We start from the raw sequence: 17,271 nt of genomic DNA on the forward strand, positions 1-17,271 counted from the left end.
GTTCGCAATACAACTCTCGCCGTCCGGGGCGGTGCGCCGAGCGATCCTCGCGGGTTGGCGTCTCTACGATCGACACGTGGCCGACTTCGTGTACCAGCAGATCGCGGACTCCCTGCGTGCCAGGATCCTCGACGGAGACCTCGCACCGGGGGACGACGTCCCGACCGAGGGTGACCTCGCGGTGCAGTGGAACACGTCACGCGGCCCGGTCCGCAACGCGCTCGCCGAGCTGCGGAACGAGGGGCTGATCGAGTCGACGCGTGGACGTCCCTCACGCGTGCGGACGCGGCAGGTGCAGCAGCGCGCCGACGTGTACACGCCGTTCACCGCCTGGGCGCGGTCGTTCCACCGGACACCGGGCGGGCGGACCGAGGAGCTCGCGGTGCGGCGTGCCGACGAGCACCAGGCCGCCGCGCTCGGGATCGAGGTCGGGGACCGGGTCGTCGACGTCATCCGGATGCGCACGCTCGACGGGCGTCCTGCGATGGTCGAGCGCTCCACGTTCATCGAGCCCGTCGGCCGGCTGCTGTTCGAGTTCCAGGAGATCGACGAGGAGTCGATCACGGCGTTCCTCGCGACGAAGGGCCACCGGTTCGCGGACGTCACGCACGAGATCGACGCCGTCGCGGCGGACGACCTCGACGCACGGCTCATGGAGGTCCAGCTCGGGTCCCCGATCCTCCGCGTCCGGCGCACCACCGTCGGTGACGACGGACGCGCGTTCGAGTGCTCCGACGACCGCTACCGGAGCGACGTCGTCCGGTTCACCGTCGCCGCCGCGGGCAACCCGTCCTTCATGCAGCCCCGTTCCTGACCCACGGGGCGCTGTGCCTCCGTGCCGGGGTGGTGGCCGGCGGACCGCACCCCGTCACGAACACTGCACCCGGTCACGACGGGGCGCGATGTTCGTGCGGAGGCGCGACGCCGTGTCCATGCCGGGACGAACGCGGTCGCGGTCAGTGTGCGACGGCGCTGATCATCCCCAGCCCGACACTGATCCGGTCGGCCACCTCGATGAGGTCCTCGGCGAGGGAGTCCATGTCGCGGTCGCGGAGCTGCGTGACCCGGCCGGAGATCGACAGCGCTGCGGCGATCCGACCGGAGGCGTTCCGGATCGGCGCCGCGATGCAGAACCGACCGAGCGCGAGCTCCTGGTTCTCGACGCACCACCCACGCGATGCCGACGCCGCGAGGTCCGTGGTCAGGGCGTCGTGCGTCGTGATGGTGTGGTCGGTGTAGCGGGGGAGTTCCGGGAGCAGCGCCCGTCGCCGCGCCTCGGTCAGGTCGAGCATCAGGGCCTTGCCGAGCGCCGACGCGTGCAGGGGTTGCCGCATGCCGATCATCGTGTGCGACTTGGGCGCGAGCGATCCCTCGAAGTGACAGAGGTAGATCGCCCACGCGTCGTCGAGGACGCCGACATTGGCGGTCAGGCCGATGCGGTGCGCGAGCTCCTGTGCCGCTGCACGGGACTCGCGGTGGACCGGGTTGTGGTTCAGGCCCTGGCTCGCGAGCTCGAGCACGGCCCGCCCGACGGAGTAGCCCTGCGTCTCCGGGTCGCGGCGCACGTACTCGAGCGACTCCAGCGTCGCGAGGAGCCGACCGGTCGTCGACGTCCCGAGCCCGATGGCCCTGGCGATGTCCGACGCGCGGACGCTCCCGTTCTCGGAGGCGCCGAGCGCACCGAGGACCGCCGCGGCGCGTTCGATGCTCTGGTTCGGAGGGGTGGTGGCCATGTGCCCATTCTGCTGGTCGGACGGGCACCCCGCGTCGATCCCGACGCGGGGTGCCCTGGGTTCTCAGCCCTTGCGCCACAGGTCGACGAGGAGTCTGGTGAGGTTCACGAGCAAGCCGCCGGCGGACATGAGAAGCGCAGGCCAAGGGGTTCGCAGCTCGCCGGGTGGGGCGGGCTACAATGGTCCGAGTTTGTGAGCTCGGGACGCTGGTTGTCCCTTGGCCATCCACTCGGAGGGCCGACCGAAGCCCATCATCGTTGGCGCGGTGATGGGCTTCAACTCTGCCCGGGCCGCGCCCCGGCGGTGACGCGGACCCGGCGTCAGCGTACGTCCTCGCCGCAGCCGGATCCGCGTATTCCACATGCGGTGGAGCTGGTGGTCAGGACACCTTCATGGCGCTCGCCGTCACGAACGGCGAGCCGTTGGTCGCGGTCACGACGACGCGCAGCGACGACGTGCGGACCGGCTCGACGTCGTGGACGCGGTGCCGGTGGCGGTTGGCCTCCACCTCCGCCACCGTGCGCCAGTCGCCGTCGACGCACGCCTCGATCCGGTAGTCGCGAGCGAGATCCGGGACGGCGTCCCAGTGCGTGCGGTGGTGGTGCAGGTTGATGAGGTCCGCGTCGACGTCGTCGTTCCAGACGATGCGGACCTGGTGGATGTCGACTGGCTCCGCCCAGTCGAGCGTCAGCGCTGCCGTACCGACCGCGTCGGACGACCACATGTGCGGGCCGCCGAAGGGACGCTGGTAGCCGTCCACCACCCTGGAGGCTCGCCACGCGTCCGTCTCGCCGCTCACGCTGAACGCGAAGCCGGTTCCGCGCAGGGCGCGGGCCTCCCAGTCGGTGACCGGTTGGTCGGCCTCCTCGGGGATGTGGTCGTCGAACGCCTCGTCCTCGGCGGATCGGGCTCGGAGCGCCATCACGCCGTACGGGTGGGCGGTCGTCCGGAAGAGGCGGACGCCGGGGGCTGCCCGGACGACGACGACCGCGTTGCACGGCTCGTCCGGCGTGAACGCGAGGTCGACCACCGCGTCGCCGACACCGGCGGGCACGTTCGCCGCGTGCGTGGCGACGTGGACGATCGGGGCGTAGTTCTGTGGCTTGCCGGTGGTCCAGAGCTCGACGGTCAGGTCGGTGGCGTGGTCGGCTGCGGTGCGGATGGCGATCGTGCCGAGCGTCGGGTCCACCGGGAGGACGATCGCGGCGTCCCGGTCGAGGGCGAAGGTCTCCTTGCTGAGCCAGGGCGTGGTGTCGATCGTGGTCAGCTCCGAGCTCGCCGAGACGCGAGCGCTGCGTGCCAGGTCGGCGCCGTCGATCGCCCGGACGCCGATGAGCGGGGCGTCCTCGCGGAGGAGCGTCTGCTGGAGCATCGCGACGTGGTCGGTGCCGAGCTCCCGCGGCGTCGTCCCGTGCCGCGCCACGAGGTGTGCGGCGGTCCCGGCGGCCTGTCCCTGGGCGGAGCACGTGGCCATCACCCGCGTCGACCCGAAGGCGATGTGCGACGCGGAGATGTTCCGGCCGGCGAAGAGCAGGTTCGCGACGTTCGCCGAGTAGAGGGAGCGGAACGGGATGTCGTACGTGCCGTCGGTGTAGCGCTGCTGGGCGCCGGCCGTCTCCGCGTAGACACCCTCAACGGGGTGCAGGTCGATCGACCAGCCGCCGAACGCGACGGTGTCGGGGAAGGTCCGCTGCGACAGCAGGTCGTGCTGCGTGAGGGTGTGGTCGCCCACGAACCGCCGGTACTCGCGCTTGCCGGGGATCGCGCCGACCCAGTCGAGCGTCAGGGTGTCGGCGTCGAACTGCCCGGAGTTCTTGATGTGGTCCCAGATGCCGTAGACGACACCCCAGAGTTCGTCGCGGATGTGTTCGTTGTCGGTCACGGTGTCGAGCTCGCCGCCCCACTCGATCCACCAGTAGTTGCAGCCGTTGTCGCCCGTCTTGATGGCGCGGTTCACGAGGATCGGGGTCGTCGACAGGTCGACGGCGATGGACGGTGCGACGAACTTCTCGGGCTTCCCGGTGTCGTGCGTGGAGAAGAAGATCGAGCTGCCGAGGAGCTCGTCGTCGGCCTGCTCCGGTCCCCAGTCCTCGCCGTACTCGTCGCGCCCTTCGCGGCCGATGCGGTACTCGGCGCCGGCGAGGGCGCCGACGAGCCCGTCGCCCGTGCAGTCGAGGAACACCGGCGCGGTGAAGGTCGTCTCGATCTCGCTGCCCATGGTCCACCCGGTGACGCTCGTGATCCGGTGCGCCCCCTCGTCGTCGGACGTCGTGACCGTGCGGACGTCGGTGTTGAGGTGCAGGTGCACGTTCGGCTCGGCGCGGACGAGGTCGAGCACGACCTGGTCCCAGTAGATCGCGTTGCCCTGCGGGTTCCGGTACTGGTTCTCGAGGAACAGCTCACCCATGATCCCGGTCTCGCGGGCGAACCGCTGCGTGCCGTGGGCGGTGGCGCCGACGACCCACACGCGGATCTCGCTCGATGAGTTCCCGCCGAGGACGGGACGGTTGGTGACGAGGGCGACGCTGGAGCCGAGGCGGGCGGCGGCGACGGCGGCGCTCACACCGGCGAGACCGCCGCCGACGACCACGACGTCGTGGTGCTGTTTCCGGGACTGCATGGCAGCGAACGTATCACCCATTGGCGTTTCTTTCCCACTGTGTGGCAAAATATGCCCGGCCGATGCTATGGTCAAGCAACTCTCGACAACGAAGTGTGAGGTTCCCACATGAGCGACGTAACCCGAGCGCCCGCAGCGCCGGACGCTGCCACCACCCCAGACCTGAACGCCGCGCTGGGTGACGACGCTCGTCGCACCGGCATGCGGAAGGTCATCGTCGCCGCCGGTGTCGGCCACTTCGTCGAGTGGTTCGACTTCGGCCTCTACGGCACGCTCGCGACGGTCATCTCCGTGCACTTCTTCAAGCAGGGTGATCCGCAGGTCGCACTGCTGTCGGCGTTCGCCGTGTTCGGCGCCGGGTTCGTGATGCGTCCGCTCGGCGGGCTCTTCTGGGGATCGCTCGGCGACCGGGTCGGCCGCAAGACGACGCTCGCCACGGTCATCCTCATCACGAGCGGCGCGACCGCGCTGATGGGCATCCTGCCGACGTACGAGAACGTCGGACTGTGGGCACCGCTGCTGCTCGTCGTCGTGCGACTCGTGCAGGGCTTCGCGGCCGGTGGCGAGGGAGCGGGGGCGACGACGCTGCTGGCGGAGTACGCCCCGTCGAACCGGCGCGGGTTCGTCACGAGCTTCATCGACGTCTTCGGGTTCGTCGCCTTCATCGTCGGCGGCGGCCTGGTGTTCCTCTTCACCGCGATCGCCGGCGGGGACGCACTCGGGTCGTGGGGTTGGCGAGTCCTCTTCCTGATCGCCGTGCCGCTCGGTCTCGTCGGGCTCTACCTCCGCACGAAGCTCGAGGACACCCCGGAGTTCCGGGCGCTCAAGGCGAAGGGCGAGGTCGCGGCGAACCCGCTGCGCCGCTCGATCCGCAGCTCGTGGAAGGCGCTGCTGTTCTGCGTCGGGTTCGTCGTGATCAAGGCCGTCGGGCACTGGATCCTGCAGACGTTCATGCCGTCCTACCTGCAGACCGACCTCGGGTACTCCCCGCTGGTGTCCTACGGTGCCGTCGTCCTCGGGTTCATCGTGATCGCCGCCCTGGTGCCGTTCTTCGGGCTGCTGTCGGACAAGATCGGCCGGAAGCCCGTCATGCTGGCCGGTTGCGCGGGGTTCGTCGTGTTGACCTACCCGACGCTCATGCTCATGAACGTCGGCAACTTCTGGGCGGCGGCCGGGGCGATGATGCTCCTCGGGTTGTTCATGGCCGCGTTCGACGGCGCCGTGAGTGCCGCGATGGCCGAGCTCTTCCCGACGAACATCCGCTACGGCTCGATGGGCATCGCCTACAACATCAGCGTGGCGGTCTTCGGTGGGATCACCCCGTACTTCGCCACCTGGCTGATCGCCTCCACTGGCAACACGTTCGCACCGGCCTTCTACGTGATGGCCGCCGCGCTGATCAGCGGTATCGCGGTCCTGCGGGCCCGCGAGACCAACAAGGCCTCGTTGCGTCCGGAGTGAGGCGGCGACCCGGAGCCGGTCTGGAGGTCCGTGGCGGGGGTGCCACGGGCCTCCAGGCCGTTTTGCAGGGCGGTTTCATGCTCGACTCACGGTCCGCCGCTATCGTGCTCACGTGAGTTCGCAACCCGATGAGACGACTGTGCGCCGCGGACGCGGCGCCGTGCCGCCCCGGCACGGCCGCCAGAAGCGCGGTTTCGGCGTGGTGCTGCCCGCCGTCGCCGGCGTGCTCACGATGGCCCTGCTGCTCGGCGGCGGCTACGCGGCGTACGCGTACAACCGTCTGGCGTCCAGCGTCACCAAGGTCGACGCGATCACCGGTTCGACGGACAAGAAGGACGACGTCGACGGCAAGGCGATGAACATCCTGCTGGTCGGGGACGACCACCGGCCGGACAACGCCACACCCGAGCAGATGGCGGAACTCAGCACCGAGTCGGACGGCGGTGCGACGAACACCGACACGATGATCGTGTTGCACATCTCCGCGGACGGCAAGGACGCGACGATGATCTCGTTCCCGCGCGACTCCTACGTCGCGATCCCCGGCGTCGGCAAGGGCAAGCTCAACAGTGCCTTCTACTACGGCACCCTCAACGGCGGTGGTGCCGCCGGCGGTGCACAGCTGCTCATCAAGACGATCGAGGGGCTCAGCGGGCTGTCGATCGACCACTACGTGCGCGTCTCCCTGCTCGGGTTCTACGAGATCGTCAAGCAACTGGGACCGGTCTCGGTCTGCCTCAAGGAGCCGGCCAAGGACAGCTACTCGGGCGTCGACCTGCCGGCCGGCACGTCCGAGCTCGACGCCAAGCAGGCGCTGTCGTTCGTGCGGCAGCGGCACGGACTGCCGAACGGCGACCTCGACCGCCAGGTCCGTCAGCAGTACTTCCTGTCGCAGGAAGCGCGGAAGATCCTGTCGGCGGGCACCCTGCTCAACCCCGTGAAGACGACGAACATCATCGATGCCATCGGCGGGTCCATCGAGACCGACCAGGGGCTCGACATGCTCTCGCTCGCCACCCAGCTGCGGAACCTGCGGCCGGCGAACATCAAGTCGGCGACGATCCCGATCCTCGGCACCCCCACGATCTACGTCGGCGGCTCCGCCCTGTCGATCGTGGAGGTCGACACCGCCGGCATGCCCGCGTTCGTCCAGAGCCTCGTCGGACAGCCGGAGGCGTACACGAAGGCCACGGCGGCTGACCCGGCGAGCGTCGCGGTGACCGTGCTCAACGGCAGCGGCGTGACGGGCGCTGCAGGTGCCGCCGCCACGGTGCTCGCCGGACGGTCGTTCCAGGTCGGCGCACCGGGATCGTCGGACACCACCGCGACGACGATGGTGCAGTACCCCGCGGGCATGGAAGCGCAGGCCAAGGCCGTCGCCGCCGCGGTCCCCGGCGCGGTCGCCGTGCAGACCTCCTCGGTGCAGGGCGTGACGCTCGTCCTCGGCACGGACGGCAAGACGGCGGTCGCGGCCGAGCAGCCGGCCGACCCGGCGGCGCCGTCGGACGCGGCGTCCCCGTCGGACCAGGCGTCGTCGGACTCCGGCTCGGCGGACTCGGGATCGTCGTCCGAGCCGAGCCCGACGTCCACCGCCGTGCACAACTACGGCTCGGCGGACGCCTGCATCTACTAGGTTCGAGGGTGTGGACAACGCATCGCGTCCGATCACCCTGATGACCTACAACATCAAGAACCCGGATCCGGCGCACGACTGGCCGGCCAGGCTCCCCGTCCTGCTCGACATCGTGCGGCGCCACGACCCGGACGTCCTGTGCGTGCAAGAGGCCTTCGACCACCAGATGGACGACCTCCGGCAGGGGCTCGGCGGCTACACGGCCGTCGGACAGGGGCGCGAGGGCGGCAGCGCTGGGGAGCACGCCGCGGTCTTCTTCCGACAGGACCGCCTCCGCCCGATCGAGGACGGATCGTTCTGGCTGTCGGACACCCCGGACGAGCCGGTGTCGAACACGTGGGGCAGCCTGTTCCCCCGCATCGCGAACCACGTCCGCTTCCTGGACGTCGACGGGGCAGCGTTCACCCTGTTGACCACGCACCTGGACCACGAGGCGAACGAGCACGGGGACGAGGTCCGCGGCAAGAGTGCTGCGCTCATCGTCGAGCGGCTCGCGGGTGTGGACGGCCCCGTCGTCGTGGCGGGGGACTGCAACGAACCGGCCGGTGCGGGGACGGCGTCGCGCGTCTTCGCCGGCGGTGGGTACGTCGACACGTGGACGGTCGCAGGCGACCCGGACGACCGGACCGCGACGTTCAACGACTGGCTGCCACCGGTGGAGTCGGGGGAGCGGATCGACTGGGTCCTGACGAAGGACGTGGCCGGGGTGGACCGCGTCGTGATCGACCACGATGGTCCGGAGACCTGGTTCGCGAGTGACCACTTCCCGGTGGTCGCGACGATCCGGATGTGACCCGGCGGGTCAGCAGCTCCTCGTCGCGTTGACCGGCATCGGCGACCCGATCACGGTCACGGTGGTGCCGTCGGTCAACGCCGAGACGCCGTTCGTCCCCGCGCCCGGATGGTCGGAAGCCCATCCCTCGGCGAGGAGCAGCTGCCAGGCTTCGGAGTCCCCGGACCCCAGGGACTCGCGGTCGCGCTTCGGGGCGTCGTCGATCAGGTCCGACACGTCGTCGCCGACCTGGACGCCGTCCGGTCCGCTCAGCTCGACGATGCCGCCCGTGCGCGAACGGACCTCGTCGCGGAGCACGCGGACCTCGAGCGAGTTGCCGAGATCGGACGGCTCGGACAGTGCGGCGACGCGAAGCGACCCACCCCACGTGTAGGTCGTCCCCGCCGGCAGGCATCGTCCCCCGTCACCCTCGGCGGTGAGGGTGCGGGACGGGGTCCCGAACAGGCGGTCGAAGAGCTCGACGGTCGCGGAGCCGTTCCGCATCGACGCGACGGCGACGGTGCGGTCTCCACGGCGGAGCGTGATGGACTCGGCGCCCAGCTCGAGTCCGTCGACCCGCTTCAGCTTGGCGTTCGAGACCGGGGACGGCGTGGTCGCCGGTGTCACCTCTGCTGCTGCGGCCCGGTCGTCAGCGGCCGCACCGGTCGTCAGATCGACGCTCGTGGTGCCGGCCACGAGGGCGAGCACGACGGCGCCGGTCGCGAGCAGGGTCCGTGCGGTCACCATTCGACGGTAGGGCCGACGAGCTCGTTGCACGACGTGTGTTACCGAATCGGGGCCTGGCCGAAACCGGACCGTGACCTTCTGATGGACTGGACAGGTCTTGTACATGTACCATCGCCGTCATGCCCGTCTCATCGAAGCGACGCCTCGTCGCCGACGCCCTCCGCGACGCGATCGCGACGGGCCGGTACGTCTCCGGCGAACGACTCCCGGGGGAGCACGACCTCGCCGAGCGCTTCGCGGTCAGCCGCGGCACCGTCCGTGCAGCGCTCGCCGACCTCGCCGACGACGAGTACATCGCCACCCACGGCGGCATCGGTTCGGTCGTCACCTTCGACGGTGCGGCGCTCGACCCGCGTGCCGGGTGGGCACGGTCCATCGCCGGGAGCGGCACCGAGGTCCGGGCGTCGACGCTGCGGATCGAACGCATCGAGGACGCCGAACTCGCGAGCCTGGTCGACGCCGAACCGGCCTTCGTCGCCGTGGACCGGGTGCGCTCCGTGGTCGACGGGCCGCACGTCTCCTACGAGCGCAGCGTCGTGCCGCGCATCGGCCGGCTCGACCGTGCGGTCGAGGACGGACTCGTGGACGGGTCGTTGAGCGCGACGATCGAGGCGGCCGGCCTCGTCCCCGCGCGAGCGGAGCAGTGGATCGACGTCCGCCCGCTCGACGACGCCGAGGCCGCGGTGCTCGACCGCACCCCTGGTACCCCCTTCCTGCACAGCCGTCGGGTCTCCCGCACCGCGGGCGGTGCCTTCGTCGAGGCCGTCGACAGCCTGCTCGACCCCGAGCGCTTCCGCATCCACATGCGCTTCGGACAAGGAGACCCCCGATGACCCGCACGACCACCTCCGACCACGCGCTCGCTGCCTTCCGGGGCCTCGCGATCGGTGACGCCCTCGGCATGCCGACGCAGTCGATGTCCCTCGGGGAGATCCGCGAGGACCACGGACGCATCACCGGGTTCGTCGACGCCGGCCCCCGGCAGCGCATCGCGCACGGCATGCCCGCCGCGAGCATCACCGACGACACCGAGCAGGCAGTGCTCGTCGCACGGCTGCTCGTCGAGGGCGACGGCCGGCTCGACCCGACCCGGTTCGCCGAGGCGCTCATCGACTGGGAGCGCGGGATGGCGGCGAAGGGGTCCCTCGACCTGCTGGGCCCGAGCACGAAGACCGCGGTGCAGCGCATCCTCGACGGTGTCCCCGCGTCCGAAGCCGGTTCCACGGGCACCACCAACGGTGCAGCGATGCGGATCACACCGGTCGGCATCGCCACGACCGCTGAGGACCTCGGTGCGCTCGTCGACGCCGTGCAAGACGCCTCCAGGGTCACGCACGACACCGGACTCGGCATCGGCGGGGCGGCCGCGATCGCCGCTGCCGTCAGCGCCGGGATCGACGGAGCGTCGCGCGCCGAGGCGCTGGACGTCGCGGTCGCCGCCGCCCGGATCGGGGAGCGACGGGGCCACTGGATCGCCGGGGCGTCGATCGCCGACAAGACCGCATGGGCCCGGGAGTGGCTCCCGACCGTGCCGTCGTCCGACCGGATCGCCGCCATCGACGGCGTGATCGGCACGAGCGTCGCCAGTCAGGAGTCCGTCGTCGCCGCGCTCGCCCTCGTGTCGCTCGACCTCGACCCGTGGGAGACGCTCTGCACCGCGGCGAGCATCGGTGGCGACACCGACACGATCGCCGCGATGGCCGGCGCGGTGCTCGGCGCCGTGCACGGTGCCGGCGCGTGGTCGCCCGAGACCGTCGACCAGGTCGAGTCCGTGAACGACATCCGCTTCGCCGACGTCGTGACCCCCCTGCTGCAGCTCCGCGCGAGCCGCGTGGAGCGCGTGGACCGCGCCCGCACCGCGAGCAGCACCTCCTAGCCCCCGGTCGGTGGCATCCCCCACGAGCCACCGCCCGGTCCCACCCCAAGCCCTTCCGACGACGTAAGAGGAACCATGGCAGACACCCCGAGCTCGGGAACCCTCACCAGCATCGAGCAGCGCGGCATCGAACCGGTGCCCGCCGCCGAGCGCACCGGGAACGCCGGCGCGCTGTTCTGGGTGTGGTTCGCCGCCAACATCTCCATCCTCGGTCTGCCCCTCGGCGCGACCCTGGTGGCGTTCCAGCACCTGAACATCTGGCAGGCGCTCCTCGTCGCCGTGATCGGCGCCGCGGGGTCGTTCGCCGTGGTCGGTGTGATCTCGATCGCCGGGCGCCGTGGTGGCGCACCCGGCCTGACCCTGAGCCGCGCGGTCTTCGGCGTCCGCGGCAACATCGGCCCGACGTTCGTCTCGCTGCTGTCCCGCCTGGGCTGGGAGACGGTGAACACCACGACCGCGGCCTTCGTGCTGCTGTCGCTGTTCACGATCCTCTTCGGCACGGACGGGGACGCGAAGCACAACCCGGTCCTGACGATCGTCGCGATCCTGGTCTTCGTCGTCGCGACCGTGCTCATCTCCGGCCTTGGACACGCCTTCATCGTCGCCGTGCAGAAGTGGGCCACATGGGTCTTCGGCGCGCTGAACGTCTTCGTCGCCGTGTTCCTGGTCGTCCGCGTCGACTGGCACGTCGTCGGCAGCGCCCCCGCCGGGCCCGTCGCCGCGATGGTGATCGGCATCGGGACCATCGCCGCCGGCACCGGCATCGGGTGGGCGACCGCCGGTGCCGACATCGCCCGCTACTCGAAGACGAGCGTCCGCGCCGCCAAGCTGGTCAGCGCGAGCGCAGCCGGTGCCGGCATCCCGCTCGTCGTGCTCGTCGGCCTGGGCGCGCTGGTCTCCGCCGGCGATCCGACCCTGGCGCAGGCGGGCGACCCCGTCGCCGCGATCCGCGACCTGCTGCCCGGCTGGATGGCGGTGCCGTACCTCATCGCGGCGTTCGGCGGGCTGCTCCTCTCGAACCACCTGTCCGTGTACTCGGCGAGCCTCACGACGCTCACGCTCGGCATCAAGGTCCCCCGGGTCTGGGCGGTCACCGTGGACGTCGTGGTCACGTTCCTCGGGGCGATGTACTTCATGCTCGTCGCTGACGGCTTCTACGCGCCGTTCATCACCTTCATCTCGGTGCTCGCCGTGCCGATCACCGCCTGGCTCGGCGTCTTCATCGCCGACATCCTCCGTCGCACCTGGTACGACCCGGTGGCCCTGCTCGACCTCCGCGCCGGCGGCCGGTACTGGTACTCGGGCGGCATCGCATGGCGTGCCGTCATCGCGTGGGCCGTCGCGATCGTCGTCGGCTTCCTGTTCACGAGCGTGCAGGTCGGCGACGCGGACCCGGTGTTCGTCGGCGCGTTCTCGAGCACCTGGATCGGCGCCAACGGACTCGGCTGGATCGTCACCTTCTTCGTCGCCGCAGCCGTGTACGTGCTCACGGGCGGCCCGAAGGGCGTGCTCCACGAGCCTGTCGACGAGTCCGCGCCGATGCACGTGACGGAGCACGCCTGATGCCTCGGCTCGTCTCCGTCGGCAACGTCGTCGTCGACATCGTGATGCGCATCGGAGAACTGCCGGAGCCCGGTGGCGACGTGATCGCGTCGTCGTCGGACATCACCGCCGGTGGCGGCCTGAACACGATGGTCGCCGCTCGGCGTGACGGCCTCGAGGTCGTGTTCGCCGGGCAGTACGGCACCGGCCCGTTCGGCGACGTGGTCCGCGCCGCGCTCGCCGCCGCCGACGTCGAGGTCCTGCAGCCCGGGGTTCCCGACCAGGACAGCGGGTACTGCGTCGCGCTGGTGGACGCCTCGACCGAGCGCACCTTCGTCACGAGCGTCGGCGCGGAGGGGCGTCTCGGGACCGCCGAGCTGGACCGCGTCGAACTCCGAGACGACGACACCCTGTTCGTGTCCGGGTACGGGCTCGCCCACCCGGTGAACGGGCGTGCGATCGCGTCCTGGATCACGACGATCCCGGCATCGGTACGGGTCGTGTTCGACCCGTCGCCACTCGTCGCGACGCTGGACCCGCAGGTGGTCGCGCCCGTGACGGCGCGTACCGACGTCCTGTCCACGAACGCCCGGGAGGCCCGGCTCATGTCCCCGGGATCGGCCGACCTCCGGCAGGCGGTCACCGCCATGGCCGCGGTCGCGCGGGGCGCGGTGCTGGTGCGTGACGGCGGGGCCGGGTGCTGGATCGCGGACGATTCGCTGCCCGACGGGCCCGTCCTGGTGCCGGGGTTCACGGTCGCAGCCGTGGACACGAACGGAGCCGGCGACGCCCACGGTGGCGTCCTGGTCGCGGCGCTGTCCCGTGGTGCGCCGCTCCTCGACGCCGTGCGGCGTGCCAACGCCGCGGCGGCGATCGCCGTCTCGCGCCTCGGTCCCGCGACCGCGCCCACCCGGGGCGAGACCGACGCGTTCCTCGCCGCCCACCCGGCGTAGGCCGACCGCCGGGGCCGCACCGGGCCTCCCGTCCGGCGAGCACCCGCCGGCCTGGCCGCTGCGCGCATCGGGGGACAGCCTCCTGGAGCGGTCCTGACGGCGGCCTGCGTACCGTCGGCGGCATGACGGACCAGCAGATCGACCAGTACACGATGCAGGACCCGACGAAGCTCTACGCCGACAAGCAGCCCGACGAGCAGTACCTCGAGGGTGCTGGCACCGACGAGGAGATGGCGAAGAACGTCCCGGCCGACCACGGCGAGGAGACGTACCGCGGCTCCGGACGCCTGCAGGGCCGGAAGGCGCTCGTCACCGGCGGCGACTCCGGGATCGGCGCGGCGGTCGCGATCGCCTACGCCCGCGAGGGTGCCGACGTCGCGATCGGCTACCTGCCGGAGGAGCAGGAGGACGCCGACCGGATCGTCTCGCTCATCGAGGCCGCCGGCCGCAAGGCCGTCGCTATCCCGGGTGACATCACGTCGCTCGCGTTCTGCGAGGAGCTCGTCGCGACCGCCGTGCAGGAGCTCGGTGGGCTCGACATCCTCGTGAACAACGCCGGCAAGCAGCAGAACGTGTCCTCGATCGAGGACATCTCGGACGAGGAGTTCGACGAAACCTTCAAGACGAACGTCTACGCCACGTTCCGGATCACGAAGGCCGCCGTGCCGCACCTGCAGCCGGGGTCGACGATCATCAACACGACCTCGATCCAGGCCTACGCGCCGTCGCCGCACCTGGTGCACTACGCGGCGACCAAGTCGACCGTGAACAACCTGGCGAAGGGCCTCGCGGCGCAGCTCGCGCCCAAGGGCATCCGCGTGAACGCGGTCGCGCCGGGTCCGATCTGGACGCCGCTGCAGCCCGCCGGTGGGCAGCCGCCAGAGGCCCTGCCGACCGCGGGTGAGCAGACGTACCTCGGGCGCTGGGGGCAGCCGGCCGAGCTCGCGCCGGCGTACGTGTTCCTCGCGAGCGGGGAGTCGTCCTACGTGGTCGGCGAGACGCTGCACGTCGACGGCGGCATGCCGACGCCGTAGCGCGCCCGCGCTCGCGCCAGCGCTCGGCCGGCCAGGAGCCCGCCGCCCGCACAACCAGAAGCACCCCGCACCACGTGTTCGCGTGGCGCGGGGTGCTTTCGGTTGTGCGCAGAGCGGCGAGCCGGCGAGTTACCAGCCGGTCAGCTCGCGACGCCGCAGGACCTCGCCATGCGCTCGAGGAGCTCACGCGCGGACAGTGCGGCCGCGAGTTCGACCTCGACCGGGTTGATGCCGAACGCCCGCTCGAGCCTGCGACGACGGGCCTGGTCGGCCACGGGCACCTCCGGACGCTGCGGCAGCACCGCGATCGCCTGAGCCGCCGCCTCGAACGCGCCGTCCGGCCGACCGACCTGCTCCCACATCGCCCGGACGTCGTGGGCGACCTGATCGGCGTCGCCGCCGAACTCGAAGCCGGCGGAGGCCATGGTCGCCAAGCCCTGTGCGGTGGGGTCGTTCGGGGTCATCCCGGCATCGTCACACAGCTCGCCGGGAACCCGCCAGGAGTCCGTGACCGCCAGCACCTGGACGTTCTGTCCCCCATCATGCCGACCCCCGGAACGGGGATTCTGTCGCACCCCGGAATCCGTTTGGATGGACGTGCGGACAGGACGTCCGCAGACGGAGGGCACGATGCTCGAGGACACCAGCGCGGACACCCAGGCAGCTGCAGCCGCAGCAGCGACCCTGCACCTGCGGATCACCATCGTCGGCGCGACCGTGGACCTGCTCCGCGACGTCCCGTTCCACGAGGCCCGTCCCGAGGCCGTCGCCGAGCGCCTGGACATCAGTGTCGCCGAGCTCCGTCAACACTTCCCGTCGTGGGACGGTCTCGTGCTCGCCGCACTCGACCGCTGGAACGGCGGCCGCATGGACGAGGTCACGCGCGAGGTCGGTGACGGCAGCACGGTCGAGCTGCTCCGTGCGATCGTCGCCTCGAACGCCGAGGACCCGGCCCTGATGCGGCTCCTCGTCGCCCTGTTGTCCGTCGCGGGCAACCCGGCGCACCCGATGTCGACGTACCTCCGCTCGCGCTACCAGCTCTTCTACTCGCAGATCCGGCGCGGGCTGGAGCACGACGTCGCCGTCGGCCGTGCCCCGCACACGATGGACCCGCGCCGCGGCGCCGAGCAGCTCATCGCGCTCTACGAGGGGCTCCAGCTGCAGGCCCTGCTGCGCAGCGACCTCGACCTGGTGCCCGCGTTCGACCGTGCGGTCGCACGGATGGAGCGCGGCTGGATGGAACGCTACGAGCCGCAGGCGCAGCGCCGGCTGTCCACGTGGTCGGACGGCGGCTGGGACATCTAGCCCGCCGCGGTCACCTGGGTCACCGCGTGCGGGAACCGCGGGGGACCGAGCCGTTGCCCGGGTCGTAGCCCGTGTCGCGCAGCACCGGGATCGCCGTCGTGTCGTTGTGCACCGAGTGCACCACCACGCGCCGGGTCCGCCGGAGCGCACGTCGAGCCCCCGGGGTCGCGAACAGGCCGCCGAGCACGAGCCCCGCGCCGATCCCGAGTGCGACCGAGACCGCGGCGACGAAGTCGAGCGCGGCGCTCGACGACCCCGACATGAAGTTCAGGAGCGCGTTCGACACTGCGACACCGGGCAGGAGCGCGCCGCAGAACGCCGGGACCGCGATCGCCGCGACCGCGGTGCGCATCCGGACGGCGGCGTACGTGGAGAGGACGCCGAGGAGCACGGCGGCGATGAACGTCGCGCCGAGCAGCGGGAGCCCGAGCTGGCGCAGCCCCCACAGCGACGCCGCGGCCGCGACCGAGAACACCACCGCGACCGGGATCACCCGGGCGCTGGCCTGCTGCACGAAGCAGTTCGCACCCGCCGACACGACCGTCAGCGCGAGCGAGGCCCACAGCGGCAGCGCCTGGGTGACGATGCCGGACGGGTCGACCTCGAGGTGGAGCCACTTCGTCAGCGCGATGCCCGCCGGGACCCCGACCACGATCGCCGCGATGACCAGCCCGATGTAGAACGCGCGGGCGACGGCCATCGCCCGGAAACCGGAGATCGCGTCCTGCGCCCAAGTGACGAGCGACACGTGGGGCAGGAGCAGCACCACGAGGGCCGCCACCATCGTCGCGGCGCCGGCCGGGTGCAGGATCCCGATGCCGATCGCCAGGGTGCCGATCACGGACACCACCGCCCCCTGCGCACCGGAGACGAAGAACTGGGGGTAGCCCCTGCCCGTCAGCCAGCGCCCGGAGACGATGATGCCGAGCATGAGCACGAACGCCCCGATGCCCGCGCGCCAGCCCCCGCCGGCCTGCATCGCGATCGACGTGCCCAGGATGGACAGGCCGACGTCGGCGGTCCACATCGGCCACCGGGAGGGCATCCGCAGCACGGCGACGAGCGCGCTCACCGCCGACGACATGTCCCGCTCGTCGTGGATGACGTCGTCGACGATCTGGTTCGCCCACGCGAGCCGGTTCAGGTCGGAGCCGTCCGAGCTCACCGTCCGCATCTTGACGAGCATCGGCGCGTCCGACGGCGCGTACTGGATCGTCACCGAGCTGCCCGTGAAGTCGAGTTCGAGGGGTGCGAGGTTCCACTTGGTCGCGACGGCCACCAGGGCGATCTCGACGCTGCGGGTGTCGGCGCCCGAGGCCAGCATCACCTCGGCGAGGTCGAGACAGAAGTCGACGATCTGCTGCGCGGAGTACTGCTCGCGCCGCGACCGGGTGTCCGGCGCGACGTGCTCGTAGATGGTGCCGCGGAGCCGGGCGCGGATGTCGCGGAGGTCGTGCTGGGCGACGCTGCGGGCACGCGGGCGGTGCGGACGACCAGGCCGCGCGCCGGGGAGGAGCGGTTCGGCCATCGGTCCATTGTGCCTGCCACGTCCACCCGAGTCCGGACGTCTGCTGAACGCCACGACTACCGGGCTG

At 71.2% G+C, this 17,271-nt stretch carries 15 protein-coding genes; 10 read left to right on the forward strand and 5 right to left on the reverse strand.

Translation table 11 applies throughout. From position 1 onward, the window contains the following. The first annotated feature begins 76 nt into the window (after window positions 1–76). On the forward strand, window positions 77–814 hold the full coding sequence (locus tag ACIPJ2_RS05005) for a GntR family transcriptional regulator (protein WP_402727830.1): 738 nt from the start codon (window positions 77–79) through the stop codon (window positions 812–814). A 142-nt stretch (window positions 815–956) separates the two neighbouring features. Here the strand turns inward: ACIPJ2_RS05005 and ACIPJ2_RS05010 are convergent, their stop codons facing one another. Further along, window positions 957–1,733 carry an IclR family transcriptional regulator gene (locus tag ACIPJ2_RS05010; RefSeq protein ID WP_402727831.1) on the reverse strand — a complete coding sequence of 259 codons (777 nt, stop codon included), beginning with the start codon at window positions 1,731–1,733 and terminating at the stop codon, window positions 957–959. A 379-nt stretch (window positions 1,734–2,112) separates the two neighbouring features. Then, window positions 2,113–4,353: an FAD-dependent oxidoreductase gene (locus ACIPJ2_RS05015; RefSeq protein WP_402727832.1), complete on the reverse strand. Its 2,241-nt coding sequence runs from the start codon at window positions 4,351–4,353 to the stop codon at window positions 2,113–2,115. A 108-nt stretch (window positions 4,354–4,461) separates the two neighbouring features. Here ACIPJ2_RS05015 and ACIPJ2_RS05020 point away from each other — a divergent pair, with 108 nt between their 5' ends. From ACIPJ2_RS05020 to ACIPJ2_RS05030, 3 genes are all read left to right on the forward strand, one after another. Further along, window positions 4,462–5,814 (forward strand): MFS transporter, encoded by a 1,353-nt coding sequence (locus ACIPJ2_RS05020; RefSeq protein ID WP_402727833.1) that lies wholly within the window; start codon window positions 4,462–4,464, stop codon window positions 5,812–5,814. 112 nt (window positions 5,815–5,926) lie between these two features. Beyond that, on the forward strand, window positions 5,927–7,447 hold the full coding sequence (locus ACIPJ2_RS05025; RefSeq protein WP_402727834.1) for an LCP family protein: 1,521 nt from the start codon (window positions 5,927–5,929) through the stop codon (window positions 7,445–7,447). A gap of 10 nt (window positions 7,448–7,457) precedes the next feature. After that, the gene (locus tag ACIPJ2_RS05030; protein WP_402727835.1) at window positions 7,458–8,240 is read left to right on the forward strand and encodes an endonuclease/exonuclease/phosphatase family protein; all 783 of its coding nucleotides are present in this window, start codon (window positions 7,458–7,460) and stop codon (window positions 8,238–8,240) included. 9 nt (window positions 8,241–8,249) lie between these two features. Here the strand turns inward: ACIPJ2_RS05030 and ACIPJ2_RS05035 are convergent, their stop codons facing one another. Continuing rightward, window positions 8,250–8,963, reverse strand: coding sequence for a hypothetical protein (locus ACIPJ2_RS05035; RefSeq protein WP_402727836.1), 714 nt, complete (start codon window positions 8,961–8,963; stop codon window positions 8,250–8,252). A gap of 122 nt (window positions 8,964–9,085) precedes the next feature. Here ACIPJ2_RS05035 and ACIPJ2_RS05040 point away from each other — a divergent pair, with 122 nt between their 5' ends. The 5 genes from ACIPJ2_RS05040 (at window position 9,086) to ACIPJ2_RS05060 (ending at window position 14,371) form a co-directional block, all read left to right on the forward strand. Next, window positions 9,086–9,799, forward strand: coding sequence for a GntR family transcriptional regulator (locus ACIPJ2_RS05040; protein ID WP_402727837.1), 714 nt, complete (start codon window positions 9,086–9,088; stop codon window positions 9,797–9,799). Then, window positions 9,796–10,842, forward strand: a complete 1,047-nt coding sequence (locus tag ACIPJ2_RS05045; RefSeq protein WP_402727838.1) for an ADP-ribosylglycohydrolase family protein — start codon at window positions 9,796–9,798, stop codon at window positions 10,840–10,842. Before ACIPJ2_RS05040 ends, ACIPJ2_RS05045 begins: the two co-directional genes overlap by 4 nt. A 75-nt stretch (window positions 10,843–10,917) precedes the next feature. Beyond that, window positions 10,918–12,405 carry a cytosine permease gene (locus ACIPJ2_RS05050; RefSeq protein WP_281266597.1) on the forward strand — a complete coding sequence of 496 codons (1,488 nt, stop codon included), beginning with the start codon at window positions 10,918–10,920 and terminating at the stop codon, window positions 12,403–12,405. Further along, window positions 12,405–13,337, forward strand: a complete 933-nt coding sequence (locus ACIPJ2_RS05055; protein ID WP_402727839.1) for a PfkB family carbohydrate kinase — start codon at window positions 12,405–12,407, stop codon at window positions 13,335–13,337. Before ACIPJ2_RS05050 ends, ACIPJ2_RS05055 begins: the two co-directional genes overlap by 1 nt. A gap of 122 nt (window positions 13,338–13,459) precedes the next feature. Then, window positions 13,460–14,371: an SDR family oxidoreductase gene (locus ACIPJ2_RS05060; RefSeq protein WP_281266599.1), complete on the forward strand. Its 912-nt coding sequence runs from the start codon at window positions 13,460–13,462 to the stop codon at window positions 14,369–14,371. A gap of 140 nt (window positions 14,372–14,511) precedes the next feature. On the opposite strand, the gene ACIPJ2_RS05065 is transcribed toward ACIPJ2_RS05060, so the two are convergent. Further along, the gene (locus tag ACIPJ2_RS05065; protein WP_281266600.1) at window positions 14,512–14,835 is read right to left on the reverse strand and encodes a hypothetical protein; all 324 of its coding nucleotides are present in this window, start codon (window positions 14,833–14,835) and stop codon (window positions 14,512–14,514) included. A gap of 166 nt (window positions 14,836–15,001) precedes the next feature. Here ACIPJ2_RS05065 and ACIPJ2_RS05070 point away from each other — a divergent pair, with 166 nt between their 5' ends. Continuing rightward, on the forward strand, window positions 15,002–15,676 hold the full coding sequence (locus tag ACIPJ2_RS05070) for a TetR/AcrR family transcriptional regulator (protein WP_281266601.1): 675 nt from the start codon (window positions 15,002–15,004) through the stop codon (window positions 15,674–15,676). A gap of 19 nt (window positions 15,677–15,695) precedes the next feature. Here the strand turns inward: ACIPJ2_RS05070 and ACIPJ2_RS05075 are convergent, their stop codons facing one another. Beyond that, window positions 15,696–17,204, reverse strand: a complete 1,509-nt coding sequence (locus tag ACIPJ2_RS05075; protein ID WP_402727840.1) for a threonine/serine exporter ThrE family protein — start codon at window positions 17,202–17,204, stop codon at window positions 15,696–15,698. Window positions 17,205–17,271 lie beyond the last annotated feature (67 nt).

The sequence above is a fragment of the Curtobacterium sp. NPDC090217 genome, assembly GCF_044746705.1.
Taxonomy (GTDB): Bacteria; Actinomycetota; Actinomycetes; order Actinomycetales; family Microbacteriaceae; genus Curtobacterium.